Annotated in this window: 20 protein-coding genes; all 20 read left to right on the forward strand. The window is 51.3% G+C overall.

Annotated features, from left to right (window positions below):
* Positions 1-29 precede the first annotated feature (29 nt).
* Positions 30-1,622 (forward strand): DUF5906 domain-containing protein, encoded by a 1,593-nt coding sequence (locus RWO33_RS00065; RefSeq protein WP_314100771.1) that lies wholly within the window; start codon positions 30-32, stop codon positions 1,620-1,622.
* Positions 1,603-1,773 carry a hypothetical protein gene (locus RWO33_RS00070; RefSeq protein WP_314100773.1) on the forward strand — a complete coding sequence of 57 codons (171 nt, stop codon included), beginning with the start codon at positions 1,603-1,605 and terminating at the stop codon, positions 1,771-1,773. Before RWO33_RS00065 ends, RWO33_RS00070 begins: the two co-directional genes overlap by 20 nt.
* A gap of 310 nt (positions 1,774-2,083) precedes the next feature.
* Complete coding sequence (locus tag RWO33_RS00075; protein ID WP_282257791.1) at positions 2,084-2,293, forward strand: hypothetical protein; 210 nt, start codon at positions 2,084-2,086, stop codon at positions 2,291-2,293.
* Positions 2,290-3,390 carry an ArdC-like ssDNA-binding domain-containing protein gene (locus tag RWO33_RS00080; RefSeq protein ID WP_314100775.1) on the forward strand — a complete coding sequence of 367 codons (1,101 nt, stop codon included), beginning with the start codon at positions 2,290-2,292 and terminating at the stop codon, positions 3,388-3,390. The genes RWO33_RS00075 and RWO33_RS00080 overlap by 4 nt, the downstream gene beginning before the upstream one ends.
* 7 nt (positions 3,391-3,397) lie before the next feature.
* Positions 3,398-4,396, forward strand: a complete 999-nt coding sequence (locus tag RWO33_RS00085; RefSeq protein ID WP_314100777.1) for a zincin-like metallopeptidase domain-containing protein — start codon at positions 3,398-3,400, stop codon at positions 4,394-4,396.
* 17 nt (positions 4,397-4,413) lie between these two features.
* Positions 4,414-5,040, forward strand: a complete 627-nt coding sequence (locus tag RWO33_RS00090; RefSeq protein ID WP_282257786.1) for a hypothetical protein — start codon at positions 4,414-4,416, stop codon at positions 5,038-5,040.
* 68 nt (positions 5,041-5,108) lie between these two features.
* On the forward strand, positions 5,109-5,495 hold the full coding sequence (locus tag RWO33_RS00095; RefSeq protein WP_314100779.1) for an ankyrin repeat domain-containing protein: 387 nt from the start codon (positions 5,109-5,111) through the stop codon (positions 5,493-5,495).
* Positions 5,496-5,545: 50 nt separating this feature from the next.
* Positions 5,546-6,043, forward strand: a complete 498-nt coding sequence (locus RWO33_RS00100) for a hypothetical protein (protein ID WP_314100780.1) — start codon at positions 5,546-5,548, stop codon at positions 6,041-6,043.
* 124 nt (positions 6,044-6,167) lie between these two features.
* Positions 6,168-6,317, forward strand: a complete 150-nt coding sequence (locus RWO33_RS00105; RefSeq protein WP_282257781.1) for a hypothetical protein — start codon at positions 6,168-6,170, stop codon at positions 6,315-6,317.
* 1 nt (position 6,318) lies between these two features.
* Complete coding sequence (locus tag RWO33_RS00110; RefSeq protein ID WP_282257779.1) at positions 6,319-6,702, forward strand: hypothetical protein; 384 nt, start codon at positions 6,319-6,321, stop codon at positions 6,700-6,702.
* 13 nt (positions 6,703-6,715) lie between these two features.
* The gene (locus tag RWO33_RS00115; protein WP_314100782.1) at positions 6,716-7,213 is read left to right on the forward strand and encodes a hypothetical protein; all 498 of its coding nucleotides are present in this window, start codon (positions 6,716-6,718) and stop codon (positions 7,211-7,213) included.
* A gap of 67 nt (positions 7,214-7,280) precedes the next feature.
* Positions 7,281-7,472, forward strand: a complete 192-nt coding sequence (locus tag RWO33_RS00120; protein ID WP_282257776.1) for a hypothetical protein — start codon at positions 7,281-7,283, stop codon at positions 7,470-7,472.
* Between the two features lie 74 nt (positions 7,473-7,546).
* Positions 7,547-7,873, forward strand: a complete 327-nt coding sequence (locus RWO33_RS00125) for a hypothetical protein (protein WP_314100783.1) — start codon at positions 7,547-7,549, stop codon at positions 7,871-7,873.
* Between the two features lie 204 nt (positions 7,874-8,077).
* Complete coding sequence (locus tag RWO33_RS00130) at positions 8,078-8,311, forward strand: hypothetical protein (RefSeq protein WP_314100785.1); 234 nt, start codon at positions 8,078-8,080, stop codon at positions 8,309-8,311.
* 13 nt (positions 8,312-8,324) lie between these two features.
* A complete protein-coding gene (locus RWO33_RS00135) occupies positions 8,325-9,164 on the forward strand; it encodes an ankyrin repeat domain-containing protein (RefSeq protein WP_282257770.1) in 840 nt (279 codons plus the stop codon).
* Positions 9,165-9,178: 14 nt separating this feature from the next.
* Positions 9,179-9,490 (forward strand): hypothetical protein, encoded by a 312-nt coding sequence (locus RWO33_RS00140; RefSeq protein WP_282257768.1) that lies wholly within the window; start codon positions 9,179-9,181, stop codon positions 9,488-9,490.
* Positions 9,491-9,620: 130 nt separating this feature from the next.
* Positions 9,621-10,202, forward strand: a complete 582-nt coding sequence (locus RWO33_RS00145) for a fimbria/pilus periplasmic chaperone (protein WP_282257766.1) — start codon at positions 9,621-9,623, stop codon at positions 10,200-10,202.
* Positions 10,199-12,430 (forward strand): fimbria/pilus outer membrane usher protein, encoded by a 2,232-nt coding sequence (locus RWO33_RS00150; RefSeq protein ID WP_314100787.1) that lies wholly within the window; start codon positions 10,199-10,201, stop codon positions 12,428-12,430. The genes RWO33_RS00145 and RWO33_RS00150 overlap by 4 nt, the downstream gene beginning before the upstream one ends.
* Positions 12,431-12,463: 33 nt before the next feature.
* Entirely contained in the window at positions 12,464-13,012 is a 549-nt protein-coding gene (locus tag RWO33_RS00155) for a hypothetical protein (protein ID WP_314100788.1), read from the forward strand.
* A 36-nt stretch (positions 13,013-13,048) separates the two neighbouring features.
* Positions 13,049-13,519: a hypothetical protein gene (locus tag RWO33_RS00160; RefSeq protein ID WP_314100789.1), complete on the forward strand. Its 471-nt coding sequence runs from the start codon at positions 13,049-13,051 to the stop codon at positions 13,517-13,519.
* The last annotated feature ends 76 nt before the right edge of the window (positions 13,520-13,595 follow it).

The raw sequence follows: 13,595 nt of genomic DNA on the forward strand, positions 1-13,595 counted from the left end.
CATAAGAGGTATAACTATAGGAGAAACAAATGTCTACGAACACACTATCAAATAGTGCAGTTGTGTCAACCCCGTCCCCCACGGTTGTAAAGCAAACCAAGCCTAAGGCTGGTCAGCCGAAAATCAAGAAGATCAATAGCGCCAATATCATCCCATCAAATACACCCGCGTGGAATTGGTTGAATTATTTGAACAGTGGGAAGTGTGGCGATTGGGCGAAGGCCAATGGGCTGGCGTACAAATGGAACGGCGTGTTTTGGGATACGGTATCGCTGTCCGAAGGCACCGCGTTGGCATCCCGGTTCCTGTTCAATCATATGCCGGACAAGGCCACCAACGCCGCGTCCATGGACTGCTTCAAATTCGCCGTCAATTCGCTTGAACCACTTCCTGAGCGGGACGGATCCACCTTTGTCATCGCTGCAAAGAACGGTTACCTGCACGTGGGCAAAGATGGTGCGATTTCAGTTCTCCCCGCCGACAAAAAGCTCGGGCTCACGTTCGGCGTAAACGCCACTGTCAGTACGTCTTACAACAAGCGCCACACACCTCAAGCGGTTCCCGCCAACTCGCTGTTTGGGCGCTTCCTTGCCAGCGCATTGCCTGATTTGGATATTCGCGCCCTGGTGCAAGAGCAGTGCGCCTTGACGCTGATCCCCGGTCCTCATCAGCTGGTCTGGTGGTGGGTGGGCACCGGAGGCAACGGCAAGGGCGTGATGTCGTCCATTGTTCGCGGCTTTCACCACCGCACGGCGCAAATCTGGCTGGATAAGTGTGGCGAGCCGCAAGCGTTGGCAAGCTGCATCAATTCAAGTCTGATTTTCACTCCCGAAGTGAAAAGGGGCGCACGCGGTATCGATCAAGAGGCATTTAAAGCGCTCAGCGGCGGCGATTTGCTGACAGCCAAATTCTTGTATCGAGACATGATTGAATTCGTTAATACATCCTGCCACATCGTCAGTTCCAACGACGAACCCATGATTACCGACGCAACCGACGGCATGTATCGCCGCTTGTGTGTGGTGAAGTGGAACCAACGCCACGGCACGTACGTCAAGATCCCCAACCTTGCCGAACGCATTCTGAAAGAAGAAGCGCACATTGTTCTCGATTGGCTTTTGGAAGGGGTCAGTCGCATTGTCAAACGCGGTGGCTTTTTGCCAGAAAACGAATGGCCCGAAGCTACACAGATGTTCAAGAAATCCATTCGTAATAAAAACGATTGCGTGGGCGCGTGGCGTGAAGAGGTGGGAATTGTTCCCGACGCCCAAACCCTGACACCCAAGAAGGATGTGTACAAGTCGTACGTCCAGTTCTGCGAAGGGGATGGGCGCTATGTGCTCAGCGCACCTCAATTTTGGACGCGCTTTTGGGCCATGCCAGGATTTGAACGCCCGCAGTCTGCGCGGGGCGACACACAGCGTATTGCGGGGGTCCAGGTCAACTGCGTACGCGCACGCATTCCTGCGGAAATTTCTTGGGAACTTCCAACTGGGGAAATCATTGTCCAACGGCCTATCAAGAGCGCGCCGCCAACTGTTGAACCAAAGGCGGCTGACAACGAACCGATGCTGATTACGCTGCCCGATAAGGACTTTTCCGATGAACAGTGGAGCTTTTGATATGTGCACTAATAAAGACATTGAAGAAGCTTTTTGCGCGGCATTCAGTCATCTTTTTGATGACGGTGATGAACTTCTGGAACGGGCTAAGTGGGTTGCACGTGGTTTCTTTTATCTTGACGATCAAAAGGTAGGTGGCAGCGCTACCTAGGATGCTCTTATTTTGCAGCGTTATGAATTCAAAGTGGGGCATGGGAAAACCACTCCCGAATTGGATGTGCGATTGCTTGAGCTTGTTTACAGTAAGGCCAATCATGGACATGCAATCAATCTTCTGAACACGTTGAATAAACATTGTGCGCCCAGTGGCGTGGGGTAACTCAATTGCAAAGCAGAACAAGAACAAGCCGCCGAAATGCGGCTTTTTGTTTTTTGAAAAAAAAGTAAATTTCATTTTTCTTTGAGCTTGACTTCCAATTTTCCGCTCGTTTAATGATTTCACGTTAATTGGAAATATCGACATGGATCATGAAGAGGATTGGTGGGACGACCTGATCTCAGCGGAACGCTTTGCTGTGCATCGTGTCAACGGTGAGGTGAAGATTTTGCTGCACCACGATTTTGATGACTCCACTATTGAGCTTCAAACAATTGACGACGTACTTCACCGGATCCGACAAGCGTTGGAGCGTGGAGTAATCATTCGTATCAGTTTGGAGAAATACATATGAGCGCTGCAAACGAACTCAAGCAAGACATTGCAGAGAAATTCTACGACCAGCTTAAAGAACGTCGTTCCGTCTTGGACTACGGGTTTAACGAAAAGGAAACGCCCTTGCCTGTCATCGGTGGATGGCCCATCGGATCCAGTGGCTATGCATTTAAAGATTTTAACGCTCTGCAACTCATGACTGTGGCGCTGGACCGTGGTTTTACGAGCGCAGTGTTTATGAAGTCTGAGCAGATCAAGAAAAACGGCTACTACATTGCAAAGGGTGAAGCCAAAGCCACAAAAATTGAGAGCACATACAAGCAGGAAGACGGCGAATTGAAGTCGGTGATGTCCGTTTGCTTCAACGGCGACCAGATCAAAAATCTTCCAAGATCTGAGCACACACGTGTGTGGCAGGGCCGCGCGGACAGTCGAAATGCATTCCTGGAAGATCTGATAGCGAAGTCGGGTGCCACCGTATCCTTTGACACCAACAACGCACCGTACTACGAGCGCTACACAGATACGCTGTATATGCGTCCGCAATCCGAATACGCATCAAAGCACCCAAAAGGCGTAAGCGGCTACTACGAAGACATGATGTTCCTGTTGGCCGACTGGGCAACACACCCCAGCCGTTACCAGGGCGTTCAACCTGGGGAACAGGGCAGTGAGCAGGACAGCCAGTACCGCCTTGGACGCCAGTTGGCGTTGCTGCAAATGGCAAGCCGTTTGGGAATGACCTACGAGCCCGACGACAGCGGGTGGGCGAAAAACTACGTCGAAAGCCGTCCCAACTGGCAAGAGTTGGAGCGCGCCGGACGAGCTGCAGAGGCCATTATCAAGAACATTGGTGTTCCTGAGGTCCAGCAGGAACCAGTGCGCTCAAAGGTCTGGAAGCAGGAAGCTTCGGAGGCGTTCCGTCCGACCGTTAAGCCCGCCGAGCAAGACCAGGCTCAACCGCAGACAGATCCTGTTCAAAAGTTCGTGGACGAAAAGATACAGGTGGTTCACGTCGCCGATAAGCCCAGTAAAGAAGTGGGGAAGTCGGTCAAGAGTGCGGCGGTCAAAAGAATCAATGGCGTGCGCAAGAAAGAACAAACACTGACAATGTGAGGTGGCAATGAGTAAGCAAGACGAAGCGCGGAGCATTGCCGCCGAATATATCATCGAGCAGATGCAGCAGGGTGTAATCCCGTGGCGGCGCGACTGGAAACAGCAAAGCGCCACGTGTGCGTTTGGCAGCCTTCCGTACAACTATGCCCGTGGCAACACCTACCACGGCAGCAACGTCATGATGCTCATGATGGCGCAGGCAGCGCAGGGGTATCAAAGCAATGGCTGGCTGACTTTCAATCAGGCAAAGGCCTTGAACGCAACTGTTCGCAAGGGAGAAAAGTCATCCAAAGTAATCCGTGTCATCAAAGTCAATGACAAGCAAGGCCATCCAGTGCTTGACGTAAATGGAAAGCAGAAGATTGCATTGATCACGTCCGCAGTGTTCAACAGTGAGCAGTGCGATGGACTACCGATTCGTGAAACTAAAACACCAAAACCGGTTGAGTGGAGCCACGAGCAGGCCGAGCGCTTGATGCGCGACAGCGGTGTGCAATACCGGTTTGGCGGGAACGCGGCGTTCTATACGATGGCGCAGGATTTTGTTCAACTTCCTACCAAAGAGCAATTCCGAAGCATGGAGGGGTTCTATGCAGTTGCGCTGCATGAGACAGGACACGCCAGCGGACATCCAAGCCGGTTGTGTCGAGATCTCTCCGGCAAGTTCGGATCGGAGAAGTACGCCAAAGAAGAACTCATAGCTGAGTGCTTTTCTCTCATTGTAGCTGATCGATTGGGCTTGTCCATGGACCGCGATTACGATCCCGGCAATCACATCGCGTACCTACAGTCGTGGATCAAAGTGCTTAAGGATGATCACTCCCTTATCTTCACTGCCTTTGCAGAAGCTGAGAAGGTGGCGGCGTTTTACAACGTCAAGGAGTACACACGTACAGCCTTTGAAATGGAGCGGGACGACAATGAGGTGCAACCATCGAGTGAGCCCGCCGAGCGACCAAAAATTCAGGTTGTTAGAGGCCCGAGAGCCATTGAAATGGCAGTGTGATTACTGGGAGATTGAGTGTGGAAAAGCCAACATTTGAAGACGAATTGATGCTCACCCGAGGGGTTAAGGAAGCGGCGAGGATGTACGCACAAACGCGTGAGCAATCTGACTTGAAACGGATGGTGGACGGTGTGTGCGAACTCGTGGGTTTACGCTTCCGTTCCAAGGTCGTGTCGGAGGAGCCTTCCCACAGTAAAGATGTGGTCATCGCACGGTGTAAAGGATTGAGCGATGTGGAAATCGGCAATGAGATCGTGTGCTGTAAAGGTGTTGGTGGTACCGAGTTCAGGCGTCAACTCACTGAACGTTACGCGGACCTGATGGACTTGAGCATCCCCACTTTCATGCCAATTTTGTGTGACATTTTCATGGGGCGACTATCGAACCGTTTCAACCTGGGAAGCAACTATGTGGCGACAGTTGAGCAAGAGGGTGGGGAACGGCAACACATAAAGATCGCCAACATTGACGGTGACCGCATCGAGTTCAACGTTCCAGCGGACGAAGAAAATCGCTGGTTCCTACCTTCCAAGGAAATTCGATTGGAAGGGTCAGGCAACTGCATCACGTTGTCGGCCGCATTGTCACAGATGAACTTGAGTTACAAAACACGAAAAACGACGCAACAGCAGATGTTGATTTGACAGGTGAGGGCTATTGACAACCCCTTTCGATCTGCTTTTCTAAATGCAATTCACTCTAGGAGTTGTATATGGAAAATCTGACCCGTCAATACGTGCGTGTTCTGTTAAACGTATCACCAACAAAGTTGGTGTCCGCGCAAGACGCCCAGGGGCGCACGGCCCTTCATTGGGCTGTTCTCAATAAAAGGTTCGATGTCGCTGACGCACTTGTTGCATACGGGGCAAATCCGCTCGCAAAAGATAAGCACGGGAAGACTCCAATGGACTACGCCGATTGCCGTGTGCTTGAGGAGCGTGAGTGGCGCTTGCGCACAAGCGTGATCGCGTTTTACTGGAAGTCGTATGTGCAGCAGATAGAGAGTCCCGGCCAACCTTTTGCGATACATCCCTCTCAGTATGTACGGATATTTGATCAAGAGCGTAGAAAGATCTTGGCGGATTTTCAGCGAGCTTGACAAAATTGCAAAAGGTGTTTGATTAAATTTTTCAATACGAAGGGGGTGTTATGCGTTTAATTCTTACAGCATTTGTCTTGGGTTCGGTACTGATGTCCGGTGTTGCAGTAGCTGGCTCTAATACATCGTCAAAAAACTACAGCCGCGAACAAACACTCACGGTTCGTGACATTCAGGAGGGTGTGGTCGTCATGGTTCGCCCCGTGCACATTGATAACCGCTCCAAGGTCAATACAGGGACGGCTTTAGGGGCTGCAATAGGAGCTGGCGCAGCGCAGAGCGTCAAGAACCGCGACGCACGGACCGCAGCACGGATTGTTGGCACAACCGCAGGTGCTGTTGCTGGTGGAGCCGTACAGCGCGCCATGACAGGTCGCCAGGGTCTGGAGATCTTCATTCGCACACAAGCACGTAATGGCCAGCAGAGCGTGATCTCTGTCGTCCAGGACGCCGACGTTGACATCGAGCAAGGGCAGCGGGTGTTGTTGAGCGGCAGAGGAAAAGACCTGCGCGTTATCCCCGTGCCAATCGCATATCAGTCGCGATGAAGATCGTCCATGTTGAGACTGAAGCCCCCGATCATCGGGGGTTTTTTTATATCAAGTCTAAGGCTTGACAATATTGGGTTCCATGATTGATTGGAATTACATCTAAGAATAACAAGGGGGCTTTATGAACTACATGCGCAAGCAATTGGCGAAATACATTTTATACGTGGGTCTGCCGCTTTTTGTTCTGCACTACGCGGGCGAGGCGTTTGAGAAGGTGGACACCATTCAAGTCTCGCTTCAAAACATCAGCGAACGCGCAAACGGCGGTTGATATGTTCAATTGGGCTGATATCGCTGTTGTGAATGCTATGAGTCTTGCTGCGTTCGGCTTCTACTTTGTTGCGGCAGTACGTTACGGGGTTCGCCGAAACTGGAAATCATCATTGGCAATGGTTGCCTTTTCCACAGTTCCATGGGTGGTCATCATAACCGTTGCAAAGACTTGTTTTTGGTTTTGTGAAGACCTCAATGCACTGTGGATCACATTGGCTGCGCTCAAGCTGTCTTTTTGGTGGACCAGTGCTGTGGCAGTTACCTGCGCGCAGCTGCTTCCAATAAAGGCAATCACTCTTCCGGCATTGTTTGCTGGCATCGCGGTAGCGGCCTTCGGGAGCGTAGTTACCTTTATAGAGCTTTTTCAGAGGATTTCATTGTGAGAGGAGAGCGGGGATGGAGAGACTTGATCGAAACGAATTGGCGTTGTCAAAGGCGATAGCGCGTCAGCCCAGTTGTCCTGAAGCCGTGCGCTGGTACGTGCGCTTAGCACATGAAGATTTTCCTGGGCGCGGGAACAAGATTTGCCAACACGCAATGGGCAAGATGATCCTTTTGGGATCCGAATACATTTTGACGATGATTGACGCAATGATGAGTCGGGGTGAGAAATTGCCGCCGCATGTTCTTTGGTTGATGTGTAAAGAAGGTTTTTTGCAAGGTGCAATGGATCCCAATGCTCTTCACCTTATGCAACGCATTCTCGATGAGGAGGGCGCGGTCGCAATGTATGAAGTTGAGTCAACGCTACTCGCTGCGGAGGCTGTTGAATGTATGGAGGTTGTTGAATTGCTTTCCTTGTATATATCAAAGTGCCGTGCGGCCCAGGCGGTTAGATTGCAGCAGAGTGTCGCGTCGAGTGAAGGTGTTGAATTCCCAAGGCGAAGGATCTGATTGGTAATTGCACGTATTGACAATGTTAGCAATTGTGATTGTATGAGTTAAGGCAAGGGAGGGTTTTATGAAAAAGAATACATATTTCTTGTGGAACCATGCGTCGGGTGCAAGTTTTTGGCAGCCTAAAAAAGTCCACGATTGTTTAATTCGGGAGGAGATGACTCGCCGTTACATGAAGATGATCGGTTGGACAGGGCTCAGAAAGAATTTCACTAAAGCCGAGTGGCTGAGCACAAAAATTATGGGGGTGGTATGACTAAAGATGGTGAGAAAACGTTGCAAACGAAGAGGCAACGAGAAGGTTCTAAGGCCTTCTGCGGGTATCCAATGATGTACGAGACGATTTCGTATTACATGGCGTTGGACGATGTCGCGTCGCAGGAAGGCAAGCGTATGGCGGTAAAATTTCGGGAAATGGTCTGGGACTATATTGAAGATCCTTATTTCAATCATAAAGAGTTCATTCGCTTACGTTGCGATGCGCAGATGAGAGGGCCAAAAACAGGAAAGGATCGGGGCAGGGAACTTCGAGAGCACGCGATATCGGCGTTTCCAGATGCAAGACTTGTCGTTGAAAAGTTTGAGGCGCTGGCAAACAAGTACGGAGTGACGAAATCGAGCTTGCTGCGTTATGTGCTGCGTTCGCGTTTGAGTTAGAAAAAATTGAGCAATTCAGATAAGCCCCAGGTTAGGGGCTTTTTTTATGGGTCATCCTCCGGACCGCGCTCCCAATTTTCAATCCGCGCCACGGTCGCGGCCCTTCGGGTTTGGATCGCTTGCCCTATTTGTCAAGTTGTGGGCTTGACAATATTCGGATCCATGTTTGATTGAAATTACATCGATGAATAACAGGGAGGATTTATGAGGGCGCTGATTTTTATCATTCTCGGGTTGTTATCTGAGTCATCCTTTGCTCAATCCGCACGGGGGAGTTTTCTTGTCTCAATGACGATAGCTGAGTCGTGCCTCGTTCTTGATGCAGGTGTCTTCAAATGTACTGCGGGGATGCGGGAGCCTGTTGTCCGTAAAGAAAGTGCTGAGTTCATCAGCCAAGGATTGAAAATTCAACGATTGATCACTGTGATCATCTACTAAATCAAGGAGTTCTATGAATAAAAAATACGACAATAATCAAACCAAAGCCTACATTCGGGCCATCGCAGAGATTGACCCTGTGTCTGTGCGACGGGCGCTGATCAACAACGCAGATCCAAGTCCATTATTCAAAATTACAAATCGGGTGTGGACCGCACAACTGTTTGTGTCTGCGGACGAGGTGCAGGCGCACAACGCGTGCAGTCAGATTGATAAGGCGAGCGGATTTCTCGCCGACTTGCTTCCGGTTGATGACATGAAGTCGGTTAAGTGGTTGGGCCTGGCGGGATTCACGCCAATTTCAAGCGCCGACGCAAACGTGGTGCGCGTGGGCCCGGATTCGTACACCAACGCGGTGAGCGCCGCACTGTTCGACATGTTCGCTTCAATAGTGGTGTCCCAGCCGGACAACTACAGTGATGCCAAAATCGAGGAAATCGCCCGTGCACGTGACGTATTGCAAGTGTGCATGGACTTCAATGCAAACATCGCGGGATCAGACGCACGGGGCATGACCCTCTTGCACTGGTGCTGTGCTTTGTACGACGACCAAGAGCTCATTGCGCGGTTGGTCAAGTGGGGCTGCAATGCAGACACACCAGATCATGCGGGTGTAACGCCAATTGAAGTTGCGGCTCAGCACGGACATGTCAATTCGTTTGCGGGCCTGGGTGTTGAGCAGGTTGAAAAAACCAAACCTGTAGAGCCTGCCGACATTGCGAGCTGTCAGGACGAACCTGTGATCCCCCAAGAGGTTCCCTGTGAACTGACACAGCAGCCGCAATCAATGCTCCGGCGGTACATCAATGTGCTGTTGGGTCGAACTAGCCCGCTTGACAACACACAACACTGACCAGGAGGTTTGACATGAAAAACGTGATCTTTGCTCTAAGTGCTGTACCCATGCTTGCTATCGGTGCCCAATCATCCCCAATTGGATCGTACTTGTCCGTTTCCGAGACGTGCGCCTATCTCAGTGGAGAAGCGGCCCAATACCTCAATTGTGATAACGAACGCGTTGATCGACAGCAGTTGCCAATCTATTTCAGCGTCAAGCGAAATGCAGATGCCTACAGCGGCGAAGATCTTCCGTTGTGGTGCAACCGCGAGGAGTGCGTTGCAAACACAGGGCCGTTCATCATCACGGCAAATTATGGAGAACTGCGTCAATGGCCTTAGAAATTTCTCATGTTGTGGTGTTGACAATATTGGGATCCGTGATTGATTTAAATACAACTATAAATGGAGGTGAGAAATGATATATCGAGTTCTGTTAGGTGCGTGCTTATTGACTGTCTCGTGCTCAGCGATGGCCGTGTCAGTTGGTCCCACGTCGGCCGTGTACAGCCCATCCGAAACAACAGGGGTACTCACTGTTGACAACAGTAATGGGGATGGTGAGGTGACTTACCGAATATCTGTTGATGAGGTTGTGGTGATAGACAGTAAGTCTGTGCGCCAGCCCAGCAACAAGATCCGTTTTGCCCCCGCACTCATTACCGTGCAGCCCGGAAAGACTCAGACCGTTCGCTACCTGCGCGGTAGTTCAGGAGCTTCTGAGGAGGTCTATCGGATCAAGATGACCCAGCTGCCTAATCCTGGCGCGAAAGGAATTCAGACGCTTGCACATCAAGACTTGTCATGGATTTGGCGCAAAGACTCTTCAAAGCCGATCTTGGTGGGGCGCTTAAACGCGAAGCAATGGTCTGTGACAAACAGTGGTGACGCCACAGCCCAAATTGTGTCTCCAACGACGGGTGGATCCACTCAGTCTGGATTGATGGGGTACGTGCTGCCGGGTGAAACCCGTGTGTTTCAGGTGCCCAATCTCTCTGGTGGGCCGGTGAGCGCAATTGTCAATGGTCAACGGATGGAGATCAGTGAAAGATGAAAATTAACGCCACCGCATTCGCCGTGGCGTTGTCGTTGTCTTTCATCTTAGGGGTGGCTACAAACGCGCGCGGGGCAGACATATCGGAGACGACACTTGCAGCCATTGATATCAACGGCAAGCGTGTAAGCACCGTTGAATTGGTGCAGTTGTCCAGCAATGGTGCCATTGGATTTACCCGTGCGCGTTGGCAAGAGTTCGGCGTGGTTCTTTCAAGCGATGTTCCAGGCGAGGTGGTCTATACACGTGATATCGGCGCGCAAGTTCACTTCAATGGATCGACTCAAACGTATGAAGTGTCCGTTCCAGCGAAATTCTTGCCCAATCAAGACATTGGCGCGTCTGTGGGACTTTCAACAGAAATCACCAAACCTGCAATGGGCGTGATGCTCGGGTATGACGTCGCGGTGCTGCAACAGGACTCACAAACGTTTGGCTCCCTTGGCTATGACATCCAATCAGACATCCTGGGCGGCTTTCTTCTGTATACCGCCCAATTCAATGTTGCGCCTTCCAGTCGCCAGCACAGCCGTGCACTGACGACGTGGAGCAAGGACTTCTACCAACGCCGATTGCAGCTACAAGCCGGTGACGTATTTGCGACCAATCCCTATTCAAACTTGGTTCGCACCGTCAATCTTGCGGGGCTTTCCATTGGCACCGATCGGCAGTTGTCCGGATCTCCGTTTTATCCTGTTCCTGTCGTTGGCGGCGTTGCGGATACACGCTCCACGGCCGAGATCATCGTGAATGATCGGAGTGCATCAGCAGAGCTAAAGCCTGGCCCTTACCAATTCTCAAATTTGTCGTACACGACGGGACTGAATGACCTGTCGCTGGTCGTCCGTGATGAGTTTGGTCGTGAGGCGAGAGTTGTACGAAGCTTTTATGTGTTGCCGAATTCTTTGAAGGGTGGGTTGAGTGAATGGGGCGCGCAAGCGGGTCTTGTTCGTGAGGGCTCATTGGGCAACGCGTACGGAGCCTTTGCCGCAAGCGCGTTCTACGCACGCGGCCTGACGGACCGGTGGACCGTCAGTGGCGGGATCGTAAGGTCGCAGGGCGAAACAAACATCCAACTGGGCAACACGTGGAATATGGGTGTCGGTGGCGCGCTTTCGTTATCAATCGCCAAATCCGGCTCGGGTTCCGCTGCAACATTGGCTTACGAGCGACGCAGCAGGGCGTGGTCGGTCCACGCCAGTCAGACGCGCGTTTGGGGGGACTACTGGCAGCTTTCGGATCCACGCGGTTGGTCGTCAATCCCCATGCGAACCACGACATTGGGAGTGGGAGGCTTTGTCGGGAAGGTGTCCGGGGATCTCAACTACACGGAAATCCTGTACCAGGAGGAGAGGGCTGCACGTGAATATTTCACCGCACGGCTTCGCTACAGGATTTCGACAAGCGATGAACTGAGTTTGTACGCTCGGTACGAGCCTGCAAGCTCCACCAAGGATGTGATGCTGTCGTGGCGTCATCGATGGGGAACAACCACAAGCAACGTGATAGCCCGCGCCGCCCCCGACCTGACGATCAATGGCCAACTCAATGGAAGGGGTGTGGTTGCCGGTGTGCCGGTCACTTGGCAGGCGTCTAATACCGACATTGGCGCGGGCAGGACTACCTATGCATCGGGTTCTGCTCAGTTCAAAACGGCAGACGTGACGGCAGGGGCGTCAGTAGGGGCGTCGCCGATGGGGCACGCGCGCGCAAGCGGTGCGGTATGGATCGGGGAGGGCGGTTTCGTACCCACCCGCCGTTCTTACGGATCATGGGCTGTTGTGCGCGTTCCAGGGCAAAGCAACGTCAGCCTGACCGCCGCAGGGCAACGAGCGATCACAAACAAGAACGGCACGGCTGTACTCAGCAACTTGGTTGGCCTGCACCGCAACACAGCGTTTTTGGATCAGCGAACACTTCCTGACGACGTTCTCATAGAAAGCGGCAAGGTTGGCTTCACGGCTCCACGCCGAGGTGGTGCGTTGATTGATTTCCCGACACGCAACAACACGATGCGCCAATACCAAATTGTGCGTCATGGTGCGCCATACGCGGTTGATAAATTGGCCTATAAAGGCAGCGATGTGCGGGTGAGCGAAGGCTACTTTGTTTTGGATAACCCTGAGGCCAATTCTGTTGTTGTCGCCGTCACACCTGATGGATCGTGCGAGGCGGAGTTGGTGGTCGATGCAGATTTGTATTCTATTTCTGATATTGAGTGTAAATAAGCTTGACAGACTATATGTTTTTGATTAAATGAGTTGAGCGAACATTATCGCTATACTTTTTCAATCATTCTTAAGGGGGTAAAAATGTACAAATCAACTATCTTGGCGTCTGCATTGCTGTTGGCTGCTTCTGGTTCGGCCTACGCTGCACAAAGTGTTTCAATTCCTGTCACTGTCAATGTGACATCTGAGTGTGACATTCAGAACTTTAACGGCGCAACTGTTATCGACGTATCGTTGTCCCAGCGTGGACAATCCGTACCAGGGAGCGTGTTTGTCACTTGCAACGACCAACTGCCTTACAAATTGGAAGCTGATACTTCTGCCGCTGGTGAAATCACTGTAACGGATGACAATACCGGTAAATCGTATCCAGTTAAAATCACCCAGGGCATTCTGCCTGGAGGTGGCGCAATCTTTAGTACCGATGCAAACAGTGGCGCTATCGCAGGAGTCGGCAATGGTCAAAGCCAGATGCATCAATTCCAAGTTGCGTTCAATATGGATATGTCACAGGGTGCCCAAAAGGTTCCTCAGAGCGGAACGTACAGCGGCTCATTAGAAGTTACGGTGGTGTATTGATCGTACTCAAGTGGGATGGATTAAAAGGACGCAGAAATGCGTCCTTTTTTTGTCTTGACAATATTGGCATCCGTGTTTGATTGGAGGTACACCAATCAAATAGGGGGTTGTATGAATGCTAAGTCAAGTCGGGTTCCACCATTATTGTTCTTGTTCGTTACTGTTCTTTCACCTCTTCTTGGGGTTCTCGTTCAAGTCGTATCTATCTTCAATGCCTTTTCATATTTGCAGCCCCGTGATGTTCTGGCTTTACTTTTGACAAACGCCGTCTGCGCGCTTTCCATTCTGGCTATGGCAGCCCAAGGTCGCTACTTCCTATTTAAGCAAGCAGTGTTGGTTGCATTGTTTGCAGTTGTCGCATGCAACGCACTCATCGATCCGCAGCTGGGTCATCTGGTATTTGCAGCAGTTTTTGTGCTCGCATCATTGGTGAGTACAGTTCATTTGCACTTGCTTGCGTTGCTGCGTTCCGAGCACGACGGCAATGACAGCACGCTTCAAGCGTAAGGGGCGAACACTCATTCACCGATCCAAATCCATTCCTTTGCGAACTTCAAGCTTGACAATATTGAGTTCCGTGTTT

It is taken from the genome of uncultured Stenotrophomonas sp. (genome assembly GCF_963519925.1).
Taxonomy (GTDB): domain Bacteria; phylum Pseudomonadota; class Gammaproteobacteria; order Xanthomonadales; family Xanthomonadaceae; genus Stenotrophomonas; species Stenotrophomonas maltophilia_AE.

Coding starts and splice junctions, on each gene's coding strand:
- RWO33_RS00065 (WP_314100771.1), top strand. CDS start 30: ATGTCTACGAACACACTATCAAATAGTGCAGTTGTGTCAACCCCGTCC.
- RWO33_RS00070 (WP_314100773.1), top strand. CDS start 1,603: ATGAACAGTGGAGCTTTTGATATGTGCACTAATAAAGACATTGAAGAA.
- RWO33_RS00075 (WP_282257791.1), top strand. CDS start 2,084: ATGGATCATGAAGAGGATTGGTGGGACGACCTGATCTCAGCGGAACGC.
- RWO33_RS00080 (WP_314100775.1), top strand. CDS start 2,290: ATGAGCGCTGCAAACGAACTCAAGCAAGACATTGCAGAGAAATTCTAC.
- RWO33_RS00085 (WP_314100777.1), top strand. CDS start 3,398: ATGAGTAAGCAAGACGAAGCGCGGAGCATTGCCGCCGAATATATCATC.
- RWO33_RS00095 (WP_314100779.1), top strand. CDS start 5,109: ATGGAAAATCTGACCCGTCAATACGTGCGTGTTCTGTTAAACGTATCA.
- RWO33_RS00100 (WP_314100780.1), top strand. CDS start 5,546: ATGCGTTTAATTCTTACAGCATTTGTCTTGGGTTCGGTACTGATGTCC.
- RWO33_RS00105 (WP_282257781.1), top strand. CDS start 6,168: ATGAACTACATGCGCAAGCAATTGGCGAAATACATTTTATACGTGGGT.
- RWO33_RS00110 (WP_282257779.1), top strand. CDS start 6,319: ATGTTCAATTGGGCTGATATCGCTGTTGTGAATGCTATGAGTCTTGCT.
- RWO33_RS00115 (WP_314100782.1), top strand. CDS start 6,716: ATGGAGAGACTTGATCGAAACGAATTGGCGTTGTCAAAGGCGATAGCG.
- RWO33_RS00120 (WP_282257776.1), top strand. CDS start 7,281: ATGAAAAAGAATACATATTTCTTGTGGAACCATGCGTCGGGTGCAAGT.
- RWO33_RS00125 (WP_314100783.1), top strand. CDS start 7,547: ATGTACGAGACGATTTCGTATTACATGGCGTTGGACGATGTCGCGTCG.
- RWO33_RS00130 (WP_314100785.1), top strand. CDS start 8,078: ATGAGGGCGCTGATTTTTATCATTCTCGGGTTGTTATCTGAGTCATCC.
- RWO33_RS00135 (WP_282257770.1), top strand. CDS start 8,325: ATGAATAAAAAATACGACAATAATCAAACCAAAGCCTACATTCGGGCC.
- RWO33_RS00140 (WP_282257768.1), top strand. CDS start 9,179: ATGAAAAACGTGATCTTTGCTCTAAGTGCTGTACCCATGCTTGCTATC.
- RWO33_RS00145 (WP_282257766.1), top strand. CDS start 9,621: ATGGCCGTGTCAGTTGGTCCCACGTCGGCCGTGTACAGCCCATCCGAA.
- RWO33_RS00150 (WP_314100787.1), top strand. CDS start 10,199: ATGAAAATTAACGCCACCGCATTCGCCGTGGCGTTGTCGTTGTCTTTC.
- RWO33_RS00160 (WP_314100789.1), top strand. CDS start 13,049: ATGCGTCCTTTTTTTGTCTTGACAATATTGGCATCCGTGTTTGATTGG.